The 20030-nt window shown below is 39.2% G+C and carries 15 protein-coding genes; 9 read left to right on the plus strand and 6 right to left on the minus strand.

The genetic code is table 11. The features are described 5' to 3' along the window. Positions 1-99 precede the first annotated feature (99 nt). Positions 100-621 carry a DUF4924 family protein gene (locus AAC026_RS16365; RefSeq protein WP_339700281.1) on the minus strand — a complete coding sequence of 174 codons (522 nt, stop codon included), beginning with the start codon at positions 619-621 and terminating at the stop codon, positions 100-102. 74 nt (positions 622-695) lie between these two features. Here AAC026_RS16365 and lepA point away from each other — a divergent pair, with 74 nt between their 5' ends. The 7 genes from lepA to AAC026_RS16400 all read left to right on the plus strand — a co-directional run bounded on the left by lepA (position 696) and on the right by AAC026_RS16400 (position 8170). Continuing rightward, positions 696-2483 (plus strand): translation elongation factor 4, encoded by a 1788-nt coding sequence (gene lepA / locus AAC026_RS16370; protein WP_339700284.1) that lies wholly within the window; start codon positions 696-698, stop codon positions 2481-2483. 10 nt (positions 2484-2493) lie between these two features. Next, entirely contained in the window at positions 2494-3375 is an 882-nt protein-coding gene (folD, locus tag AAC026_RS16375) for a bifunctional methylenetetrahydrofolate dehydrogenase/methenyltetrahydrofolate cyclohydrolase FolD (protein ID WP_339700287.1), read from the plus strand. Positions 3376-3464: 89 nt separating this feature from the next. Then, positions 3465-4082, plus strand: a complete 618-nt coding sequence (locus AAC026_RS16380) for a 7-carboxy-7-deazaguanine synthase QueE (RefSeq protein WP_339700289.1) — start codon at positions 3465-3467, stop codon at positions 4080-4082. A gap of 69 nt (positions 4083-4151) precedes the next feature. Continuing rightward, positions 4152-5969: an OmpA family protein gene (locus AAC026_RS16385; protein WP_339700292.1), complete on the plus strand. Its 1818-nt coding sequence runs from the start codon at positions 4152-4154 to the stop codon at positions 5967-5969. 81 nt (positions 5970-6050) lie between these two features. Further along, positions 6051-7265, plus strand: a complete 1215-nt coding sequence (locus tag AAC026_RS16390) for an NAD(P)-dependent oxidoreductase (RefSeq protein WP_339700294.1) — start codon at positions 6051-6053, stop codon at positions 7263-7265. Further along, positions 7255-7920, plus strand: coding sequence for a deoxyribose-phosphate aldolase (deoC, locus tag AAC026_RS16395; protein ID WP_339700295.1), 666 nt, complete (start codon positions 7255-7257; stop codon positions 7918-7920). The genes AAC026_RS16390 and deoC overlap by 11 nt, the downstream gene beginning before the upstream one ends. Then, positions 7901-8170, plus strand: coding sequence for an acylphosphatase (locus AAC026_RS16400; RefSeq protein WP_339608657.1), 270 nt, complete (start codon positions 7901-7903; stop codon positions 8168-8170). Before deoC ends, AAC026_RS16400 begins: the two co-directional genes overlap by 20 nt. 213 nt (positions 8171-8383) lie before the next feature. On the opposite strand, the gene AAC026_RS16405 is transcribed toward AAC026_RS16400, so the two are convergent. The 5 genes from AAC026_RS16405 to AAC026_RS16425 form a co-directional block, all read right to left on the minus strand. After that, positions 8384-9178, minus strand: coding sequence for a toxin-antitoxin system YwqK family antitoxin (locus AAC026_RS16405; protein ID WP_339608656.1), 795 nt, complete (start codon positions 9176-9178; stop codon positions 8384-8386). A 459-nt stretch (positions 9179-9637) separates the two neighbouring features. Continuing rightward, entirely contained in the window at positions 9638-10642 is a 1005-nt protein-coding gene (locus AAC026_RS16410) for a virulence protein RhuM/Fic/DOC family protein (protein WP_339608655.1), read from the minus strand. Positions 10643-10935: 293 nt separating this feature from the next. Further along, a complete protein-coding gene (locus AAC026_RS16415; RefSeq protein ID WP_339608654.1) occupies positions 10936-12087 on the minus strand; it encodes a 6-bladed beta-propeller in 1152 nt (383 codons plus the stop codon). A 146-nt stretch (positions 12088-12233) separates the two neighbouring features. Beyond that, positions 12234-12743 carry a hypothetical protein gene (locus AAC026_RS16420; protein WP_339608653.1) on the minus strand — a complete coding sequence of 170 codons (510 nt, stop codon included), beginning with the start codon at positions 12741-12743 and terminating at the stop codon, positions 12234-12236. 108 nt (positions 12744-12851) lie between these two features. Further along, a complete protein-coding gene (locus tag AAC026_RS16425) occupies positions 12852-15416 on the minus strand; it encodes a M14 family metallopeptidase (protein WP_339700297.1) in 2565 nt (854 codons plus the stop codon). A gap of 458 nt (positions 15417-15874) precedes the next feature. Here AAC026_RS16425 and AAC026_RS16430 point away from each other — a divergent pair, with 458 nt between their 5' ends. Together AAC026_RS16430 and AAC026_RS16435 are read left to right on the plus strand one after the other, a co-directional pair. Continuing rightward, entirely contained in the window at positions 15875-19093 is a 3219-nt protein-coding gene (locus AAC026_RS16430; RefSeq protein ID WP_339700300.1) for a carboxypeptidase regulatory-like domain-containing protein, read from the plus strand. 131 nt (positions 19094-19224) lie between these two features. Beyond that, positions 19225-20019: an alpha/beta hydrolase gene (locus tag AAC026_RS16435; RefSeq protein WP_339700303.1), complete on the plus strand. Its 795-nt coding sequence runs from the start codon at positions 19225-19227 to the stop codon at positions 20017-20019. Positions 20020-20030 lie beyond the last annotated feature (11 nt).

Genomic DNA, 20030 nt, shown 5'->3' on the forward strand with positions numbered 1-20030 from the left:
CACTGATCCACTGATCCACTGATCCACTGATCCACTGATCCACTGATCCACTGATCCACTGATTCCCTCTTTCCCATTAACTCTTCCCCTCATAACTAATCAACCCTTAACTTTTATCGATAGATACGAAAGTACATTCCCAAAGTGATCTAGCTGTACTAAGGTGTCATCTAGAATTTCTTTTCCGTTCATGCGGGCGATCAGTAGGCCCAAAATACCATTTAGGCAAGCTTGAATGGGGTCGTTGACTAAACCGTTAGACTCAACAATAGAAGCCCGAATGGCGGGGCGGGCCCGATTGAAAATTGCACGATAGTTTTCGTCATCCACCTGAAGTTGTAAACTAAGGTCAGAAAGACGTTTTACCTCATCCTGAACAAAGCTCAAATGACCTTCGCGTTCCAGCTTTTCCTCCTTCATTTGAGCAATAATGCCCTTGTACCATTCGGTCAATTCCGCTTTTCCTTCCGTATTTAAGCTTTCTTCAGGAATATTTTTCACCACATGGTTCTCAATTTTTTGAATATCGAACTCAAAATTTCGAACCAACATTTCGGTTTGGTACATGTAAACGATGTATTCCGATAGGTTCTGTCTCTTTTTCTTGTCTGCCAATAACATAGTGCAAAATTAATGGTTATGCCCACAAAGCAAATGCATCATAATTTTCTATTTTTGCACTTCTTTTAAAAACTATGGAGAGAATCAGGAATTTCTGCATTATAGCACACATCGACCACGGTAAGAGTACTTTGGCCGATCGTCTACTTCAGTTCACTGGAACTGTGGGCGATCGCGACATGCAGAATCAGTTGTTGGACAACATGGACTTGGAACGTGAACGTGGTATTACTATCAAGAGTCACGCTATCCAAATGAAATATATGCATAAGGGCGAGGAATATACCCTCAACCTTATCGACACCCCCGGACACGTGGATTTTTCATATGAAGTATCTCGATCAATTGCCGCCTGTGAAGGCGCATTGCTTATTGTAGACGCTTCTCAGGGTGTGGAGGCGCAAACCATTTCTAACCTTTATTTGGCTTTGAATCACGACCTGGAGATTATTCCAGTGCTCAATAAAATAGATTTACCAGGTGCTATGCCGGAAGAAATGACGGATCAGGTAGTAGAGCTTATCGGCTGCGACCCTGAAGACGTTATCAGAGCCAGTGGAAAAGAAGGGTTGGGTATTGAAGATATTTTAACGGCCATTTGTGAAAAAATTCCAGCGCCAAAAGGTGATCCTACAGCACCTTTGAGAGCGATGATCTTCGATTCAGTGTTCAACTCTTTTAGAGGTATCGAAGTAATTTTCCGTGTGTTTGATGGCGCCATTAAAAAGGGAGACAAGATTAAATTCGTGAATACGGATAGGGTTTATAATGCCGATGAAATTGGTATTCTGAAGCTGAAACAACAACCTGAAAAAGAAATTAGCGCAGGAAATGTAGGTTACCTCATTTCAGGAATTAAAGTGGCCAAAGAGGTGAAAGTGGGTGATACCATTACGCATCCAGATCGTCCAACCACCAATATTATTAAAGGTTTTGAAGATGTAAAGCCAATGGTTTTTGCAGGTATTTACCCTGTAGAAACTTCTGAATTCGAAGAATTGAGGGCTTCTATGGAGAAACTTCAATTGAATGATGCTTCCTTAGTTTGGGAGCCTGAAACTTCTGCAGCTTTGGGCTTTGGTTTCCGTTGTGGTTTCTTGGGAATGCTCCATTTAGAGATTATTCAAGAAAGATTGGAACGTGAATTTGACATGACGGTAATTACTACCGTTCCTTCGGTTCAGTTTCATGCGGTAAGAACAGATGGATCTATTCTTAAAATTAATGCGCCATCTGAAATGCCTGACCCTTCTTCTATTTCGCATTTAGAGGAGCCATTTATTCGCGCTCAAATTATTTCTAAGTCGGAGTATGTAGGCGGAATTATTGGCCTGTGTATGGATAAGCGTGGAATCATTAAAAACCAAGTTTACCTCACAAGCGACAGAGTAGAACTAACTTTCGAAATGCCTTTGGCCGAAATCGTTTTCGATTTCTTTGATAAGCTAAAGACCATTTCTCGTGGTTATGCATCGCTCGATTATGAGTTGATTGGCTTCCGTCAGTCTACCATGGTGAAATTAGATATTCAATTGAACGGTGAAAAAGTAGATGCACTTTCTGCCATCGTTCACCGCGATAAAGCCTACGAATGGGGAAAGAGGTTGTGCGAGAAATTGCAGGAGCTTATTCCACGTCAAATGTTTGAAATCGCTATTCAGGCCTCAATCGGTACTAAAATTATCGCCAGAGAAACCGTGAAAGCTTTACGTAAAAACGTTTTGGCGAAATGTTATGGTGGTGATATTTCGAGAAAAAGAAAATTACTCGAAAAACAGAAAAAAGGTAAGAAAAGAATGCGTCAGGTAGGTAATGTGGAAATTCCACAAGAAGCATTTATGGCGGTTCTTAAATTAGATTAAAGCATAAACGATGGCATATCAATTATTGGATGGAAAAGGCACAGCTCAATCCATAAAAGATGAGTTGAAAAATAAAGTAGCGCAGATAAAAGCTGAAGGAGGAAAAGTCCCTCATTTGGCCGCTGTTTTGGTGGGTAATGATGGCGCAAGCCAAACTTACGTAAATGCCAAAGTAAAAGCCTGCGAGCAAATTGGCTTTGGCTCTACTTTGATTCATCTACCTGAAGAAACTTCTGAAGTTGAGGTGTTGGCCACTGTTCAGAAATTGAATGAAGACCCTGAAATTGATGGCTTTATCGTTCAAGTTCCACTTCCAAAACAAATTGATGAGCAAAAAGTAGTGGAGGCCATTCTTCCAAATAAAGATGTAGATGGATTCCACCCGGTGAATTTGGGTAAAATGCTTTTGGGTTTACCAACACTTTTGCCTGCCACACCAAAAGGAATGATGCTTTTGCTAGAACGCAACGGCATTGAAACTTCTGGTAAACATTGCGTGGTTATTGGCCGAAGCAATACTGTGGGTACGCCTATTAGCGTATTGATGTCTAGAAACGGCAACCCAGGAAATGCAACGGTAACCCTTTGCCACAGCCGAACCAAAAACTTGGCTGAAATCACTAAGCAAGCCGATATTCTTATCGTTGCTATTGGTAAGGAAGGTTTTGTTTCTGCCGATATGGTTAAAGAAGGTGCAACTGTAATTGATGTTGGAATTCATAGAGTTCCATCTGATCAAACTAAGTCGGGCTTTAAATTAAAGGGCGATGTAAAGTTTGATGAAGTAGCACCAAAGTGTGAGTTCATTACACCAGTACCAGGTGGCGTTGGACCAATGACCATCGCGTCATTACTTTGGAACACTTACCTTACTTCACAGAAATTAGTTTAACCGCTTCAATGTCATCCTGTCCCGAGTGTTCGGGATCAGGATCCTTCAAATAGGCTCGCAGTTTCAACACCCTGCTTTAAAAAATTGAGATGTCAAAAACGATGAAAACCACACAGCTTCCTGTAATGGAAGCTTTTTATACCATTCAAGGAGAAGGTCATTTCTCTGGTAATTCAGCATATTTTATTCGATTGGGCGGCTGCGATGTCGGTTGCGTTTGGTGCGATGTGAAAGACTCTTGGGATGCCAGCCAATGGCCAAAAGAATCGGTCGATGAAATCGTTGCTAAAGCCTCGGCTCACCCTGGTCGTTTGGCCGTGGTGACGGGCGGAGAGCCTTTGATGTACGATATGACCGACCTAACGAATCAACTTCATGCGGCTGGTTTTCAAACGAATATTGAAACTTCTGGTGCGCATCCGCTTTCAGGCAATTGGGATTGGTTGTGTTTTTCGCCCAAGAAATTTAAAGCTCCAAAAGAAGAGTTTTATGCTGCTGCCGATGAGCTCAAAGTCATTATTTACAATAAAAGCGACTTTAAATGGGCGGAAGCACATGCGGCAAAAATGAATGAAAACTGTTTGCTATACATGCAGCCAGAATGGGATCAGTCGGAAAAAATGCTGCCCGAAATCATTGAGTATGTAAAAAATAACCCCAAGTGGAAAATATCCTTACAAACTCATAAGTTTATGAATATACCGTAGTTTAGCTATTTGAGGTTTTTCATTACCATATCCCTACTGTTTTGTGTTCTTCTGGCCAACGGCCAAGAAGTGGATAAACTTCATACCCGAAACAAAAAAGCCATTGAGTTGTACAAAGAGGCACAATCGCTAGATCATGTTGGCAATTACTATAAGTCGTATAATCTCTTACTCGATGCCTTAAAGCGTGATGATAGTTTTGACGAAGCCATTTTGTTGACACATCAGATTTTGATTAAGAGGGGAGAGCTTGAGAAAGCGCTTCAACTGTACGATGAATATGTGGAAGAGGTGGATCAACAGTTCAAAAACAGAATGTTGGCCGATGCCGCTTATGCGTTATTTTCTGAAGGAAAATATGAGCAAGCCAAAAACCTGAAAGATCAAATCGAAGGGCGTGTTGTGGGCTTAGATGCAGCGTTGTTTGAAATCGTTACTTCCTCCATTGATTATGCCCTTGAAGGAAGCGCCAATCCACGAAATATTGATTTTGAAAAGCTTCCAGCCCCACTCAATAATCGACCGCAACAGTATTTCCCTTCCATTACGGCTTCGGGTCTTTTGGTTTACACCGTTCGTTATAATCAGGGCAGAGGTGATGAAAACCTTTTCTTTAGCCAGAAGGATGGAGAGACTTGGAGCCAACCGCTAGAGATTTCTGAAAAAATTAATACCGATAGAAACGAAGGGACAGCCTCAATTTCGGCTGACGGAAACACTTTGGTGTACACAGGTTGTAATGCGCCAGACGGCCTTGGAAGTTGCGATTTGTACATCAGTTATAGAGAAGGAAGTGATTGGTCGAAGCCCAGAAATTTAGGAAAGGCAGTGAACACGATTCATTGGGAATCTCAGCCTTCGCTTTCTCAAGATGGCCGTGAGCTTTACTTCGTCAGTGCCCGGCCCAATGGCGAAGGCGGACAAGACATTTATAAATCAACAAAACAGAATGGGAAATGGATGGAGGCAGTGAATTTAGGTCCAATCATCAACACGCGTTTCGATGATTGCTCTCCGTACATTCATCCCAATGGGATTAATTTATTCTTTGCATCACGTGGCCGACTGGGCTTTGGAGGCTATGATTTATACGAAACAGAACAGCTTGGCCAAGGCGAATGGTCGGAGCCAAAGAATTTGGGCTACCCGATCAACAACCACAGAAATCAGGTGGGCTACACCATCAGCATTGACGGCTGGGCCTATTATAGCGACAACCATTTCGATGGCTCTTCGAGCTTGTATCGGTTTAAACTGCCAGACGATTTAATCCCGAAACAGTTGGTGGATTACAAGCAAGGATTGGTGCTCAGTGCTGCCGACAGCACTCCACTTTTCTCTGAAATCTATGTAGCCGATATCGCCAAAGACTCTATTCGTTCACGCACTTATTCCGACTTTGAGGGTGGTCGCTTTAATTTGGTGCTGCCCAAAGTAGAAGATGCCAACCTGTATGTAAAAAAGCGAGGTTACTTGCTGTATAAAGAAGAAGTTGATGTTTTGTGGGAAAACGGGAATGAAGCTACTATTTACCTTCAGCCCATTAAAAAAGGTGAAAAGTTGATTTTGAATGATATTCTTTTCGAACTGAATAGTGCCGAACTCAGCAAAAAGGCCACTAAGGAACTGGATATTGTGGTTGATTTTCTCAAAGACAATCCCGAACTACTCATTGAGATTGGCGGCCATACCGACACTTCTGGAGAGGAAGCCTATAATTTGAATCTCTCTACCGAAAGAGCAAAGTCAGTGCTCAATTACTTTGTTAATAAAGGCTTGCCAAAAGAGACCTTTGTTTATAAAGGCTATGGAGAAACTATGCCCATTGAAGAAGGCATTTCTCCCAAAAACAGAAGAATCGAAGTATCTATTCTAGACATTAAGTAGTTCAGGCTGAGTAAGCGACTTTTCGTAAAATAAGTCCGCCATTTACTATTTTGAACCTTCAGCTTATTATTAACTTTGAACATGCAAGAATTGAAAATCGGAATCATTAAAGAGGGTAAAGTGCCAGTAGACAGGCGCGTACCGGTTACTCCAACTCAAGTTGAAACGTTGTTGAATACTTATGATAATGTGACTGTACATTGTCAGCGAAGCGATATTCGTTGTTTCGAAGATTCGGAATATCAACAAGCGGGAGCCATTTTGGTGGATGATGTTTCTGATTGCGATATTATTTTGGGTGTAAAAGAAGTGCCCATTAATATGTTGGCCGATGGAAAAACCCATTTCTTTTTCTCGCATACTATAAAAAAGCAAGAGTACAATCGAGGTTTGCTTCAAACCATTCTTGAAAAACAAATCCGACTGATTGACTGGGAATGCCTGACCAATCTGCAACATCAAAGGTTAATCGCTTTTGGTCGTTACGCGGGTATTGTTGGGGCTTATAACGGAATTCTGACTTACGGAAAACGCTATAACCTTTTTCACTTGCGTCCGGCCAATGAATGCTTCGATATGGAAGACATGCAGAAGGAATACAGCAAGGTGAAACTGCCAGCCATTAAAATTGCGCTTACTGGTGGTGGGCGTGTTTCTAAAGGTGCTATGGAAGTGCTTACTGGTATGAAAATCAGAAAAGTGAGTCCTGTTGAATTCTTGACCGAATACTTCAACGAGCCTGTATATACTCAACTCAATACCAGGGATTATAACCAGCGCATTGGTGGCGGTTCTTTTAGCCGAGATGAGTTTTATCAGAATCCAGCAAATTATGAATCTAGTTTTGGGCAGTATGCTAAAAAGGCTGATATACTGATTGCTGGTGCTTTTTGGGATCCCAAAGCACCTGTACTTTTTACCAAGGAAGATGCCAACAGAAGCGAATTTAAGATCCGTGTAATTGCAGATATCACCTGTGATATTGAAGGTTCAATTCCTTCTACCATTCGCCCAAGCACTATTGCAGACCCTGTTTACGATTACAACCCAAGCGATAATAAGGAAGAATCTGCTTTTGCCGATGAGGGAAATATTACCGTGATGGCAGTGGATAATTTGCCTTGCGAATTGCCTAGAAATGCTTCTGAAGATTTCGGGAAGGAATTTCTCAAACACATTTTGCCAAACCTTGTGGGCGAAGACAAAGATCAAATTATTAAAAGGGCTACCATTTGCCAGAATGGTAAACTGATGCCTGATTACGCGTACCTCCAAGATTTTGTAGATGGACATTAATCATTACCTAGAGCACACCAACCTTAAGCCCACGATTACCGCAAACGATATTGATCGTTTGGTGACTGAGGCTAAACAACATCAGTTGTTTGGGATTTGTGTTCCTCCGTTTTGGGTGAAGAAGGCCGCTAGAGAAATTGGTACTGCCGACATTCAGTTGGTGACGGTGATTGGCTTTCCTTTGGGTTACCAAATGACAGAAGCCAAAGTAACCGAGATTGAAAAGGCCATTGAAAACGGTGCCAATGAACTGGATATCGTAATGAACATTTCGGCTTTCAAAACAGGTTTGCCTTGGACGAAAATAGAGCTGGCCAAGTGCGCTAAAATTATCCACGAGGCCGATTGCCTGATGAAGGTGATTATTGAAACGGCTTACTTGACCGATGAAGAAATTGTATTGGCCTCTAAACTCTGTGCCGATGCTGGAACCGATTTTGTAAAAACCTCTACTGGTCTTTCTGGCGCAGGCGCAAAAGTAGAACACATTGAACTGATGCGTAAAATTTTACCCTCAAACGTAGGCTTAAAAGCTTCTGGCGGCATTAAAACCTTGGCGGACGCTCAAGCCCTCATTAATGCCGGAGCCGATAGATTAGGCGTCTCCTCCGCAGTTTCCATTATGGCAGAATACTATGCAAGCCAAAAGAATTAGGGTAATAGGAAAAGTGCAAGGCGTCTATTTTCGAGCTTCAAGCCAAGAGCAAGCAAGGCGGCTTGGCATCAAAGGTTGGTGTAAGAATGAACCAGACGGATCTGTTTTAATTATAACCGAGGGCTCCGAGGAAAACTTAAATGCTTTGGTGGAATGGTGCCATCATGGGCCATCCAATGCCAAAGTTGAAAAGGTACTTGTGGAAAGTATTGAAGCGAGCGGATTTGAAAGGTTCGAAATAAAGCGGTAAGTGCTTATGTGCTTTTTCGCTTACTGGTTCGCACTTTCGGTGCGGGCTGATCTTATAGCTATCTATCTCAAAAAAAGCAACGTGATTACAAAAGCTGTATTTTCTGTTCTGTTTTAATTAATGCACTTCAAGTAAATTACAAAAATAGGTACTCGCCACAGACAAGCACCAGTTACCGAATTGGGCAAGTGAGCGCCAGTGGGGTATATGCATTTATTTTCTGTAGTCAATTTTGTCAATTAATACACTGTCTTTGAATATTTGTTCCTCCACTAATTGTCCAGATCTATTGAAGATTGAAAACGTTCCTTGGGCTTTTCCAGCTTCATAGAATAATCTTGCATTCAATACGCCATTATCATAAAATGTGATTAGTGAGTCATTTGTTAACCCATCCTTGTATGAGCCTCTTGATTTTAATTGCCCATTTTCATGATAACTAAAAGTTTCCCCTTCTTTAATTCCATTGATATAGTTGAAAGTTTGAAAAGTTGAGCCGCTTTCATAAAAATTCTTAACAGGTCCATCAAGTATGCCATTTCTCCAAGTTAGAAGTATTTGTATCTGGCCATTTTCATTATAAGTAGTGCCAATACTGTCCTGTTTGTCATCTATGAATTTATATAGGCCACTTACAGTGCCATCCTCAAAGAAATAGGTGGCTAAACCTTGTCTAAGACCATCTTGATAATGATAAAGTACTTCAAGATCGCCTGACTCTTTATAAATTTTCCAGTCTCCCTCTTTCTTGTTATTCATCATCGACCCTTCAGTCTTTAGCACACCTGTTTCATAATATGAAGTGGAATGACCATTCATTACTCCATCTTTGTATTGACCTTCATAAGCCAATGTACCATCATCATAATATTCCTTTCTTACTCCTTGAAAGAGAATGTCAGTATCTATCTTGTATATTAAGCCATCCCTCTCTACAATTCCGTTTGGATTATCAGGCGAGCAACAACTTATCAGGACAATTAGGACAATGAGATTTTTGATTTTCATAATGTACTACAACGTTATGTAACGCACAGTTTTGTGTGCGATATATTTCTAATAGTTTATTAAAAGTGCACGTTAGCAATCGAATAGGGTGTGCTATAGACAAGCGTTAAAACAAGTTATAAGTTTAGTGAAATTTATTTTAGAACAGTAACATTCGTTGGCTATTTAGTATTTAACAACTGTAAACGCTCAAACGAGTAAGCCAGCCAATCGGAGCATCATTGCGAACCTGCTGTATTTTTTCGAAGTGACGGTACTGACCTGAAGCAATCTCACCGCTCAATTGACAAACACCTAAGATTGCTTCGTCATAAGCCTTGCTAGCGCAACACTTATTTCTCGCAATGACAGGAAAATCAGGCTTTCACAGCAATTTTTAGCTATTTAGCCACTAGTCGTTGCGTCTCGCTGCTACTCTTTGAAATTCAAACTCCTTGTTTTGTTAAGAGTCAATGTTAGTTACTGGTTTAATTTGTTTATGGAGTTAATAATGACTCGAATCATTAACTCTTTTTCATCTGGTTTACTTAATGCAACCATCAAAGTGATTGAGGCAAGTGCATTGTTTTCAATTACCAGTTTTCCGTTTTGATTATAGAGGTGTTTGTTCTTGTTTAAATACCAAACAAACAACCATGCCGCTATTCGTTTGTTTCCATCACTGAAAGAATGATTTTTAACAATGAAGTAAAGGAGGTTTGCAGCTTTTTCTTCTATACTTTGGTAAAGTTCTTCACCATCGAAAGTTTGATCTATTGAAGCTATAGAGCTTTTAAATGAATCATCTTTTTCATTCCCAAAAAGTTTAGATCCACCAAATTTTATTCGAAGTTGATTAATTGCTTCAATCGCTTCGTTATAGTCGATTTTATATTTAGACTCTTTTGTAACCTCTCGTATTTCTAATGATTGGTTATCATACCCATCTAAAATATCAAGACCCAATGCAAAATCAGTAAGTACTGATATGATTTCTTTAGATTGATCGCTTTCTAATTCTTGAGTTGATGTCTGAATTAGTTTTATGGATTGTTTTAGTTGGTCTAGTCGATTTTGATTTATAGTGTAACCTTTTACTAAATAGTCCTTTAATTTATTAGTGGCCCATTTTCTAAACTCTGTTGCCAGAGGTGATTTAACTCTATAGCCTACAGTTATTATAACATCAAGATTATAATGGACAACTTCCCTTTGTATTTTTCTACCACCTTCTGTTCGAACCTGTGCAATTTTTGCACTAGTTGAAACTTCATCTAATTCACCTTCTTTAAAACTATTTTTTATATGTCGATTTATAACAGTTCTATCTCTACCAAATATTTCAGCAATCTGAAGTTCAGTTGCCCATAGCGTTTCGGCATTTTTATCTAGAACAACTTGATATTCAGTTTCTCCTTGAGAGGGCTTAAAAACTACCAAAGCGTTATTCCCATCGATATCAATATTTGAATTCTGTTTCGTCATTTATATTAGTTTCATAATTAACCCTAACATTATGTATATGTCACGCTTGTGGCGTATAGTTCTTATGTAATTTATTAAAACTTCCTTACAGCATTTAAATAATAATGGCTATGGGAAAGTTTTGGATGTTTGTTAAGTAAGCTGTGAGATTGCTTCACGTCAGTATAGTCACTTCGAAAAACTACAGCAGGTTCGCAATGGTGGGGAAGTTGGGCTTTCACAGCAATTTTTAGCTACAGGACTTTCGTTTAGTTGCAATCTCTCGTTCAAGCTCTTCGATTGCTCACTTTACACTATTTGAACTTGATAGAAACTAACACTGGATTTTCGGAAGACTCAATTTCTTCTAGTGTAGTACCTTCGCTAAAGGAATATTGTTCTTGATCAAGTTGTTTTAAAAGGTTGGTAAGATGGCTCGATCTTAAAGAAATTAGAAATTCATCCCCGTTCCAGTCGATTGTGTAAAAATCTAACTTCTCATTAGGCGAAATTCTCCAATCAATGCTTGTACTTCGCTTGGTTTCTCTATCAATAAGGAAATCATAGTCCATCCGGGGGCCTAAGGTGGTATATAAGTAAATGTGGCTCTCACCTATATGGTTAAGCACAAACCAAGCTTGCTTCTTTCTCTGCGATTCTTCAGAAAATCTAGGCTTTACCTCAACACCTGATTGGAAGTACCAATCCTCCTGAAAATCATAGTGGATGAATGGTACAACTGAATCAGCGGTTATTCTATAGACAGTATCACTCATACTATGTAGATAAAACAAATCATCATCTAAAGTAAAAAATGAATTACGGAATTGAGGATTTCGAACACCTGGGTACTTCTCAAATGGTAAAAGTATTTTGTCGAGTTTCATCTCATTATCTACCGTCACAAGAGAATATTTAAGTGAATCTTGAGTGTATACAAAATGCATATCTAGTGCATAACCTGATTTGTATGGGTACACATGCTCAGCTCGTTCGTTCAATCGATCTCGACTAATGAAATTGCCTTCTAAATCATATCGGTTAATGGATTGACCATAGATATAAATGGCTATTAAACCGTTCTCGAGCCAAAAATCTGTACGCCTTGAGTATTCCTCTGGGCCTTCACCTTTTCGATTAAACTTATTTAAAAACTCACCTGTTTTTGAGTAGACGTAAAAATCTCCTCTATTGTCAGGAATTATCATCTTATCCTCATGAAATTCGACTTGACCAACAGCCTTCAGCAGAGATTCTTGCGTTTCTTCTAACCGAGTAATTTTTATGGATTGAATTAGATCGGCAACCGGTATTTTATCTTCTCTAATATCCAATTTATAGGATTGAAGTCCGTTTGTAGGAACGGATTCGGATTCCGTTACTTCTTTCTTACTACCACAACCTAAACAGCACACCATTAAGACAAAGAGGGTGCAATAGGGGATTTGCTTTCTGACCTTGTTCATGACTTTTTGTTTTGACCAGTTTCAATCTACGCACAAATGTGATAATGAACCAAACAGCTAATTAAGTAATGGATGATCTTCCTCCACTGGCGACAGTATTGTGGAAATAGAAGTGGTTTAAATCAGCGAAACAAAGCTATAAGCCTTTACGCGCTTTTGCTCTCGTATTTCTGAATGCCTTTGTATTTGTAGATTTTAAGGCCGAAGTGTTCGTAGATACAAATCTTCATTCGGTTTTGGGCCAGTTCTAATCTTCGCTCTGGCGAATGAAAAACCGTTAGTTCTAAGCCTGCTAAAATAAAGTTCTTCTTTTGGCATAGCTCAGTCAAATAAGCCTGAAAGCCCGCTTTCCAGTCATCCAAATACTTGTCGTAATGGCTTCTTCCGTCAAACAATAACTCTAACTGATTTCCTTCTACCTGGTAGCGGTAAATGCCAGCTAAGTTGGCGTAGAGTTCATCAAAAAAGGAAAGGTCAGTAGGTTCAAAATTTTCTACTTTTTCAGAGAGGTCGTCTATCAGCCTTAGAGGATTAAACAAGTTGAAATAGCCTTGTTTAATTTGAGCCACAAGTTCCACCTGAAGGCTATTCTTCATGTCTTCCTGTACTTGCTTAAGGATGTAGTTTTTGTCGAGAAGAAAAAGTCTCTGGTTCAAAGGGAGTAATTTTGACAAAAATAATACTTTTTCTAAAATGATTGTCGGAAAACTTGAATAAGGTGGCTTTGTTGAGGCCACCTTATTCAAGCCGTAAACTAAGGTTATTTACTTTGCTGCAGATGAGTTTACGATTCTACCAAAGAAAATAGCGTTCATCATCAGCTTGTTCGTGCCATACCAAAATGCTCTAAAATTAGGATCGTCTACCAAAGAAACAATTCGCCCTTGGCCAAATGCGCTTACTCTTATGGTAGAAGTGCCTTTTAAAGCCTCAAGATTTGGCTTATTGATCCAGCCACTTCGCAGTGGTTCTTGGGTATATAGGCCAGGGTTCGAGAATTTATCTTTAGAAGCCTCAATCATCAAGTTGCCTCTTCTCATGGTGGGGAGTTCTTTATTGTAATAACCATAAGCCATTGGGTGCGACAATTCGAGTTCGCTCATATAAACCCCACCAGGTATGGATTGACCGCGTTGGAAATTGGAGATTTGATCGTAAGTGATTTTTTCTCCTGTGTATTGTTCCACGTCTACAAATTTGAGCTGCGTCAGTTTGTTTCTGGCCGCCCATGCCGTGGCACTACTGTTACTGGCTACTAAAGTACCTCCATTTCTGATCCATTGTTTAAGGTTTTCCATACCTGATTCTGGTAGGTCAACACCTCCTGTAATCACAATAGTATTATAACGGCTAATAACAGCAGATCCGAGTCTGTCGGCTGGTAGCTTGGTAACCCTCATGTCCATTCGGGTGTCCAATAAGTGCCATATTTCACCAGCATCGGCACTGCTTCCTGATTCTACTACTAGTGCTATTTCTGGCTTATCTATATTTATAAAAGAATTACTGCCTAGAGAAACACCATCAGTTAACCCTGTTTGTAAGGCATAAACATCAATTCCATCTAAATTTGCAATGGTTTGCATTTCTAAGTATAGCTCTCGCTCTGAAAGGCTTTGGTTGCTTACAGGCACCATAATAGAGCCATAGTCGAACTGTAATTTTTCACCGTTGCCAAACTTACTGGTAGCAGTTTTAATTCTGACGCCTTTTTCAAGCAAACGGTTTGCGGCTCTTGGAGCATAATATCCATGCCATTCAAAAACATAGGCATAAGCGCTTTGGCCGCCAATAACACTTCCTTTTGGGAATTCTGGTTTAATAACTTTATCGCCTAATTGATTTCTTCCATAATCTCGGCTGCTTAGCTCGCTATACTCAAGATCAAAAGCAAGTGGGTATGTCCAGCCCGAAATATCATAGAAGAGGCTGTCCTCAAAAGTGACTCTCTTTTCAAACATTCCTTTTATCAGTTTATAATTTCGCTGTTTTAAGGGGATGATGTAGCTGTTTTCAGGAGTGTACTCTTCGTTATTAAATTTTAAACTTCTGGAAGGTCGATAAAAATCAACCTCTTGTTGGTCTAATATATCGGCCAAATGATACGATCTAGCAGGGTCTTTTTCCGCCTTGAAAATGTAGGCCTTTATATCATCGTTATCCGCATCTCTTAATACACGTTTGTAGAAGTCTCTTTGGTAATCAAGTAACTCCTCGCGCATGTCTACGGTGGCTTTCCATGTGGAGAGCGCAGCAGTAAACTGATTTTTTATAGTGAAAGGAAATTCTAAAATTCCATTGTCACTCTCTTGTGCATGTCCTCTTGAACTTCCTTGTTCAAATAGAATACCTATTCCGCCATTGATATCGGGGAAAGTAGACCCTTTTCCATAATAAAAGTCATCATAACCTTCTTTGGTGAAATAAAGCGAACCAATTTGGTCTAACGCACTTGCATGAAATTCACCAATTTTCTCTGTAAGTTCTTGATTTTCCTTTGGGGTAAGGGGATGAGTTCTGGCTGGAACACCCGGTTGAAAAAAGAAAGTAGAGTTGGTGCCCATTTCATGGTGATCCGTAAATACATTAGGCTTCCAAAGGTGATATTTAGCCACTCTATTTTTAGACTCAGGCTGCTGAACAGGAAGCCAATCACGGTTCAGGTCGAACCAATAATGGTTGGTCCTTGCTCCTGGCCAAACCTCATTGTACTCCCTGTCATTTGGGTCGGGGTTAATGTTTTTTGATTTGTGTACGTTTGCCCAAGTAGAAAAACGATTTAGTCCATCAGGATTAAGCGAAGGGTCTAGTAGGATTACGGTATTTCTAAGGGCGTTGTCAATTTCAGGGCCTTGGGCGGCAGCCATATAATAAGCAACGAGTAAAGCTGCATTTGAGCCAGAAGACTCATTCCCATGAATACTAAATCCCATAGAAACAACAGCAGGCATTTTCTTAATATCAAACTTATCCGACTCATTAGGGTAGGTTAGCCAAACGTGATCTGTTCGTATTTTCTCTATTCCTGCTTGGTTATTAGGGTGGGTAATGGTGAGCATTACCTGCGGACGGCCCTCGTGTGTTTTCCCAATTTCTTCAATTGTAATTCGGTTGGAGGCTGCTGCGAGGGTTCGCATGTACAGAACCAATTTGTCATGAGTAACATGCCATTCGCCTACCTCGTGTCCAATTACCGACTTTGGAGTAGGTATGTTTTGGTCATAAATTATATTGGAGGGTAAATAATAACTAAGATCTTTTTGTGCATAGACAAAAAAAGACTGGCTTAACAGAGCCAATAATGAAAGTAGAGTGGTAAAAAACTTCATAGTTCACTTTATAGTGTCATTTTAATCGAAGATAGTGATAGGATTGGTTAACAAAAAATAGACTTATATTTTTTACAATCTACTTGTTGAGCACCTCGATTTTTTGAATGGTTTAAAACAATTATGGACGGAAAATTTACTTTACATTTTTTTAACATTTACTTTGTATCGTAAAACAATAAGGCAAATGCCAAATTCTAATTCGCTCAAAAATCCGCATGGTGCTTTGTTTAGAATAAATGGTTGTTATAAAGTGTTTTGGCCTTATTTAATTTGGTCAATCTGATTGAACATAGAATCAAAAAATGAATATTAAGTTTGCGTTAAGCCTGTTTGTCATTCATAGCGAAACGTTAACATTTGTTAAAAAGTCTTGACCTATCTAAAGCGTTACTTTTGCCATGAAAAACAAGTTCGATTTCTAATATCTAATCTAATCTATATTTAAAATTTCGTTTATGAAAAGATCATTACTCCGAAGTATTTTGGCTCTTGCATTTGTTGTGATAAGCACGATTGCATACGGTCAGGGAACTACGACTTCTTCCTTGAATGGAAGAGTAACAGACGCTTCTGGTGAACCATTGCCAGGAGCTACGATTGTAGCCATCCATACGCCAAGTGGATCGCAATATGGTAACATCAGTAATGCTGATGGTTTTTACAGAATACCTAATATGAGGGTAGGTGGCCCCTATACTGTTAAGGTTACTTTTGTAGGTTATCAGGAATTTAAAAGAGAAAACATTTACCTGACTTTAGGTCAATCTTTTAAGTTAGATGCAACTCTTCAGGAAACTTCTGTCACTCTTCAGGATGTTGAAGTAATTGCAGACCGAGGTGGTGTTTTTGATGGTAACAGAACTGGTGCAGAGACTGTTGTAGGTATCGATCAAATTAATGCAACTCCAACAGTGGCAAGAGCTATCGGTGACTTTGCTAGATTTACACCTCAAGCAACAATTGATGAAGGTAGCGATGGTTTTTCAATTTCAATTGGTGGTCAGAACAACCGTTATAATTCAATTTATATTGATGGCGCTGTAAATAATGATGTTTTTGGTCTTGCTGGATCAGGAACAAATGGTGGCCAAACAGGTGTTTCTCCGATTTCAATTGATGCTATAGAACAGTTCCAAATTCAAGTAGCTCCGTTTGATGTTAGAGTTTCAGGTTTCGCTGGTGGAGCAATAAATGCTGTTACTCGCTCAGGCTCAAATGAAATAGAAGGGTCGGCTTACAGGTATTGGAGAAACGAAAAGTTAGCAGGTAAAACGCCAACAGATATTGATCAAGCCAACAGAGATAGGTTAAATGAGTTTTCTTCCCAAACCTATGGGGTGAGACTTGGAGGTCCAGTTATTAAAGATAAGCTTTTCTTTTTTGTGAACTATGAGAAACAAGAAGACGAAACACCTCAACCTTTTGATTTTAGTACTTATGAAGGAGATGCAACAAGAACTGATTTGAATGCTTTGATTAGCAAACTAGATGGTTTTGGTTATGATCCTGGTGTATTTGAAAATAACCCAGTAATTCTTGATTCTGATAAGTTGACAGCTAAATTTGATTTTAATGCCAATCAGAACAACAAATTCTCTTTACGTTACTCTTACGTTAAAGCAGATAATATTGAAGCAATTAGATCTTCAACTAGAACAATTGGTTTTTATAACCGATCAGAATCATTCTTATCAAAGACTAATTCAATTTCTGCGGAGTGGGCTGCTTCTTTAGGTGCAAATGCATCTAACAAATTAACATTGGGCTATGTAAACGTGTCTGATGATAGAGACGCTACAGGGCAAGACTTCCCTACTGTGGTTATTAACGATGGTAGAGGAACAATACTATTTGGTGCTGAACCATTTTCAAGCGCTAATTTGTTGGACCAAACTGTATTCACAATTAATGATAATTTTGAGTTGTACAGAGGAAGACACACTTATACTTTTGGTATCAATGCCGAATTCTATTCTGCTGAGAACCTGTTCATCCCTTTCAACTTTGGTCAGTATACCTATAATAACCTGAATGATTTCATGACAGATCAGCCAGCAGATGCCTATACAAGAACATTTTCGAATGTAGATAATCTTACTGGTGATGGTTCAGCAGCAGCGGCTATTTTTAACTCAAGCGTAGTTGGTGTTTATGCACAAGATGAATTTCAAGTAAATGATAACTTGAAAATGACACTAGGTTTGAGAATGGATGTTCAGTCTTTCGAAGACACTCCCGAAAATGCAACATTCAATAATACAGGTATCCCTCAATTGGAAGCTGCGGGTTATGACTTACAAGGTGCTAAAGTTGGTGAATTTATTAAGCCTCAAGCTTTGTTCTCTCCGCGATTTGGGTTTAACTGGGATATCAATGGAGATAGAACATTACAATTAAGAGGTGGTGCAGGTATCTTCACATCCAGAATTCCTTTGGTATGGCCAGGTGGTGCATATAATAATAATGGATTTAATTTAGGTTCAGTTGACGAGGATGACTTTGATGGCATCTTCAGGCCAGATGTAAATAACCAGCCTGGCTCACCTAGTAATACCGTGCAGTCAGGTAATATTGATCTGTTTGCTAGCGATTTTAAAGCTCCTCAAGTAGCTAAGTTTAATTTGGCCTTAGACAAGCAGTTATCAAACGGCTGGGTAGCCTCAATTGATGGCTTGTATACTAAAACCTTAAACGCAGTAGTTTATCAAAACTTAAACATTAAGCCTTCAACTGAAAGCTTAACAGGAACGGGAGACGATAGGCCTAAGTTTAATAGGAACGATAGAGTTTTAAGTAACTATGGAGGTATTTATCTTGCTTCTAATACTTCAAGAGGTTACGCTTATAACTTAACCGGTACGTTAACAATGCCAATTATTAATGGTTTTCAAGGTAGTGCTTCCTACTCTTACGGTGAATCATATACTGTGTTTGATGGAACTTCATCTCAGAATTCTTCGCAATGGAGAGGCTTACATTCTGTTGGGGGAAGAAACTTTGATCAACCTTTAGTAAAGTCTAATTTCTCAGGAGGGCACAGAGTTATTGCTCAAGTTTCTTATAAGCACAATTGGAGCGAAAATGTTGCTACTCAATTAGGCTTGGTGTATGAAGGTCGTTCTGGCAGCCCATTCTCTTATATCTATAATGATAATGGTAACTTGAACAGAGAAGATTCTAGGGAGAGAAACTTGGTGTATGTTCCTTTAAATCGTGATGATATTGTATTGATTGATGATGCTAGTGCAGGAACTGCTGATTATCAGTGGCAACAATTAAACAAGTTTATTGCTGGTAACAAGTACTTAAATTCTAGAAGAGGTCAGTATGTAGAAGTAAATGCAGATAGAGCGCCATTTACGCATATCTTCGATTTAAGGTTTATGCAAGAGTTTAGCTTCAATATTGGAGATAAGAAGAACACATTTCAGTTCACGGCTGATATTTACAACTTTGGCAATATGTTGAACAATGAGTGGGGAAGAAGATACTTTATTCCTGCTGATTTCGAATTGTTAAACTTTGAGGGATTCCAAGGAGATAACACTACACCAACTTATACTTTTGATGGTGTTACGAACAATGATCCTTCAGCAAATAGAATTGATGATTCAGGCTTGACTAGCTCAAGATGGCAGATGCAATTAGGTATCAGATATATTTTTGGTAACTAAGATTGTATAGTTTTTAAAGAAAGCCCATCAACAATACTGTTGATGGGCTTTTTCGTTTTCAACGATTCCCATCATTTATATCAAAGGTTAAACTAAAATTAAACCTTTGGGTTAGTTTTGTCTCTAATTGCGTGGCCTTGCTTTATTATAAAACATATCGAAATAATCAATCCGATGAATGGGTAGCTTTTATCCATGGTGCCGGGGGGAGCTCTTCCATTTGGTTTCGTCAGATTAAAAGCTTCAAAAGCCAATTTAATGTGCTTTTGATTGACTTGAGAGGGCATGGTAAATCTCAAGAAGCATTTCAAAGGTATTTTTCAAATGACCACAGTTTTGAAAACATAAGTAAAGATATTATTGAGGTTCTAGATCACCTTAAGATCGAGAAAGCTCATTTTGTTGGTATATCACTAGGTACAATAATCATCCGCACACTCTGCGAAATAGCCCCAGAACGTGTTCAAACTCTTATTCTTGGCGGTGCGGTAACCCGACTAAATGTTAGGTCTAAGTTTTTAGTAGGTGTGGGCAATGCACTAAAAAGATTTGTTCCCTTTATGTGGCTATATAGGTTGTTTGCCTGGATTATTATGCCAAAGAAACGAAATGCCGAATCTCGCGATTTGTTTATTGGGCAGGCCAAACGTGTTTGCCAGCACGAATTCATGAAATGGTTTAAGTTGACAAACAACATTAATCCATTGCTAAAATATTTTAATGAGAAGGAAACAACGGCTCCAACCCTTTATTTAATGGGGGATGAAGATTATATGTTCCTTCCACAAGTGCTCAAGTTAGTTTCACATCATAAAAATGCGTGGTTAAATATATTGGATAACTGCGGTCATGTGTGCAACGTTGAGCAACCAGATGAATTTAATAAGCTTTCAATAGCATTTATAAGAACACATTCCTTATCCTAACTATTTAATGC

Source organism: uncultured Roseivirga sp., from assembly GCF_963973945.1.
Classification (GTDB): Bacteria; Bacteroidota; Bacteroidia; order Cytophagales; family Cyclobacteriaceae; genus Roseivirga.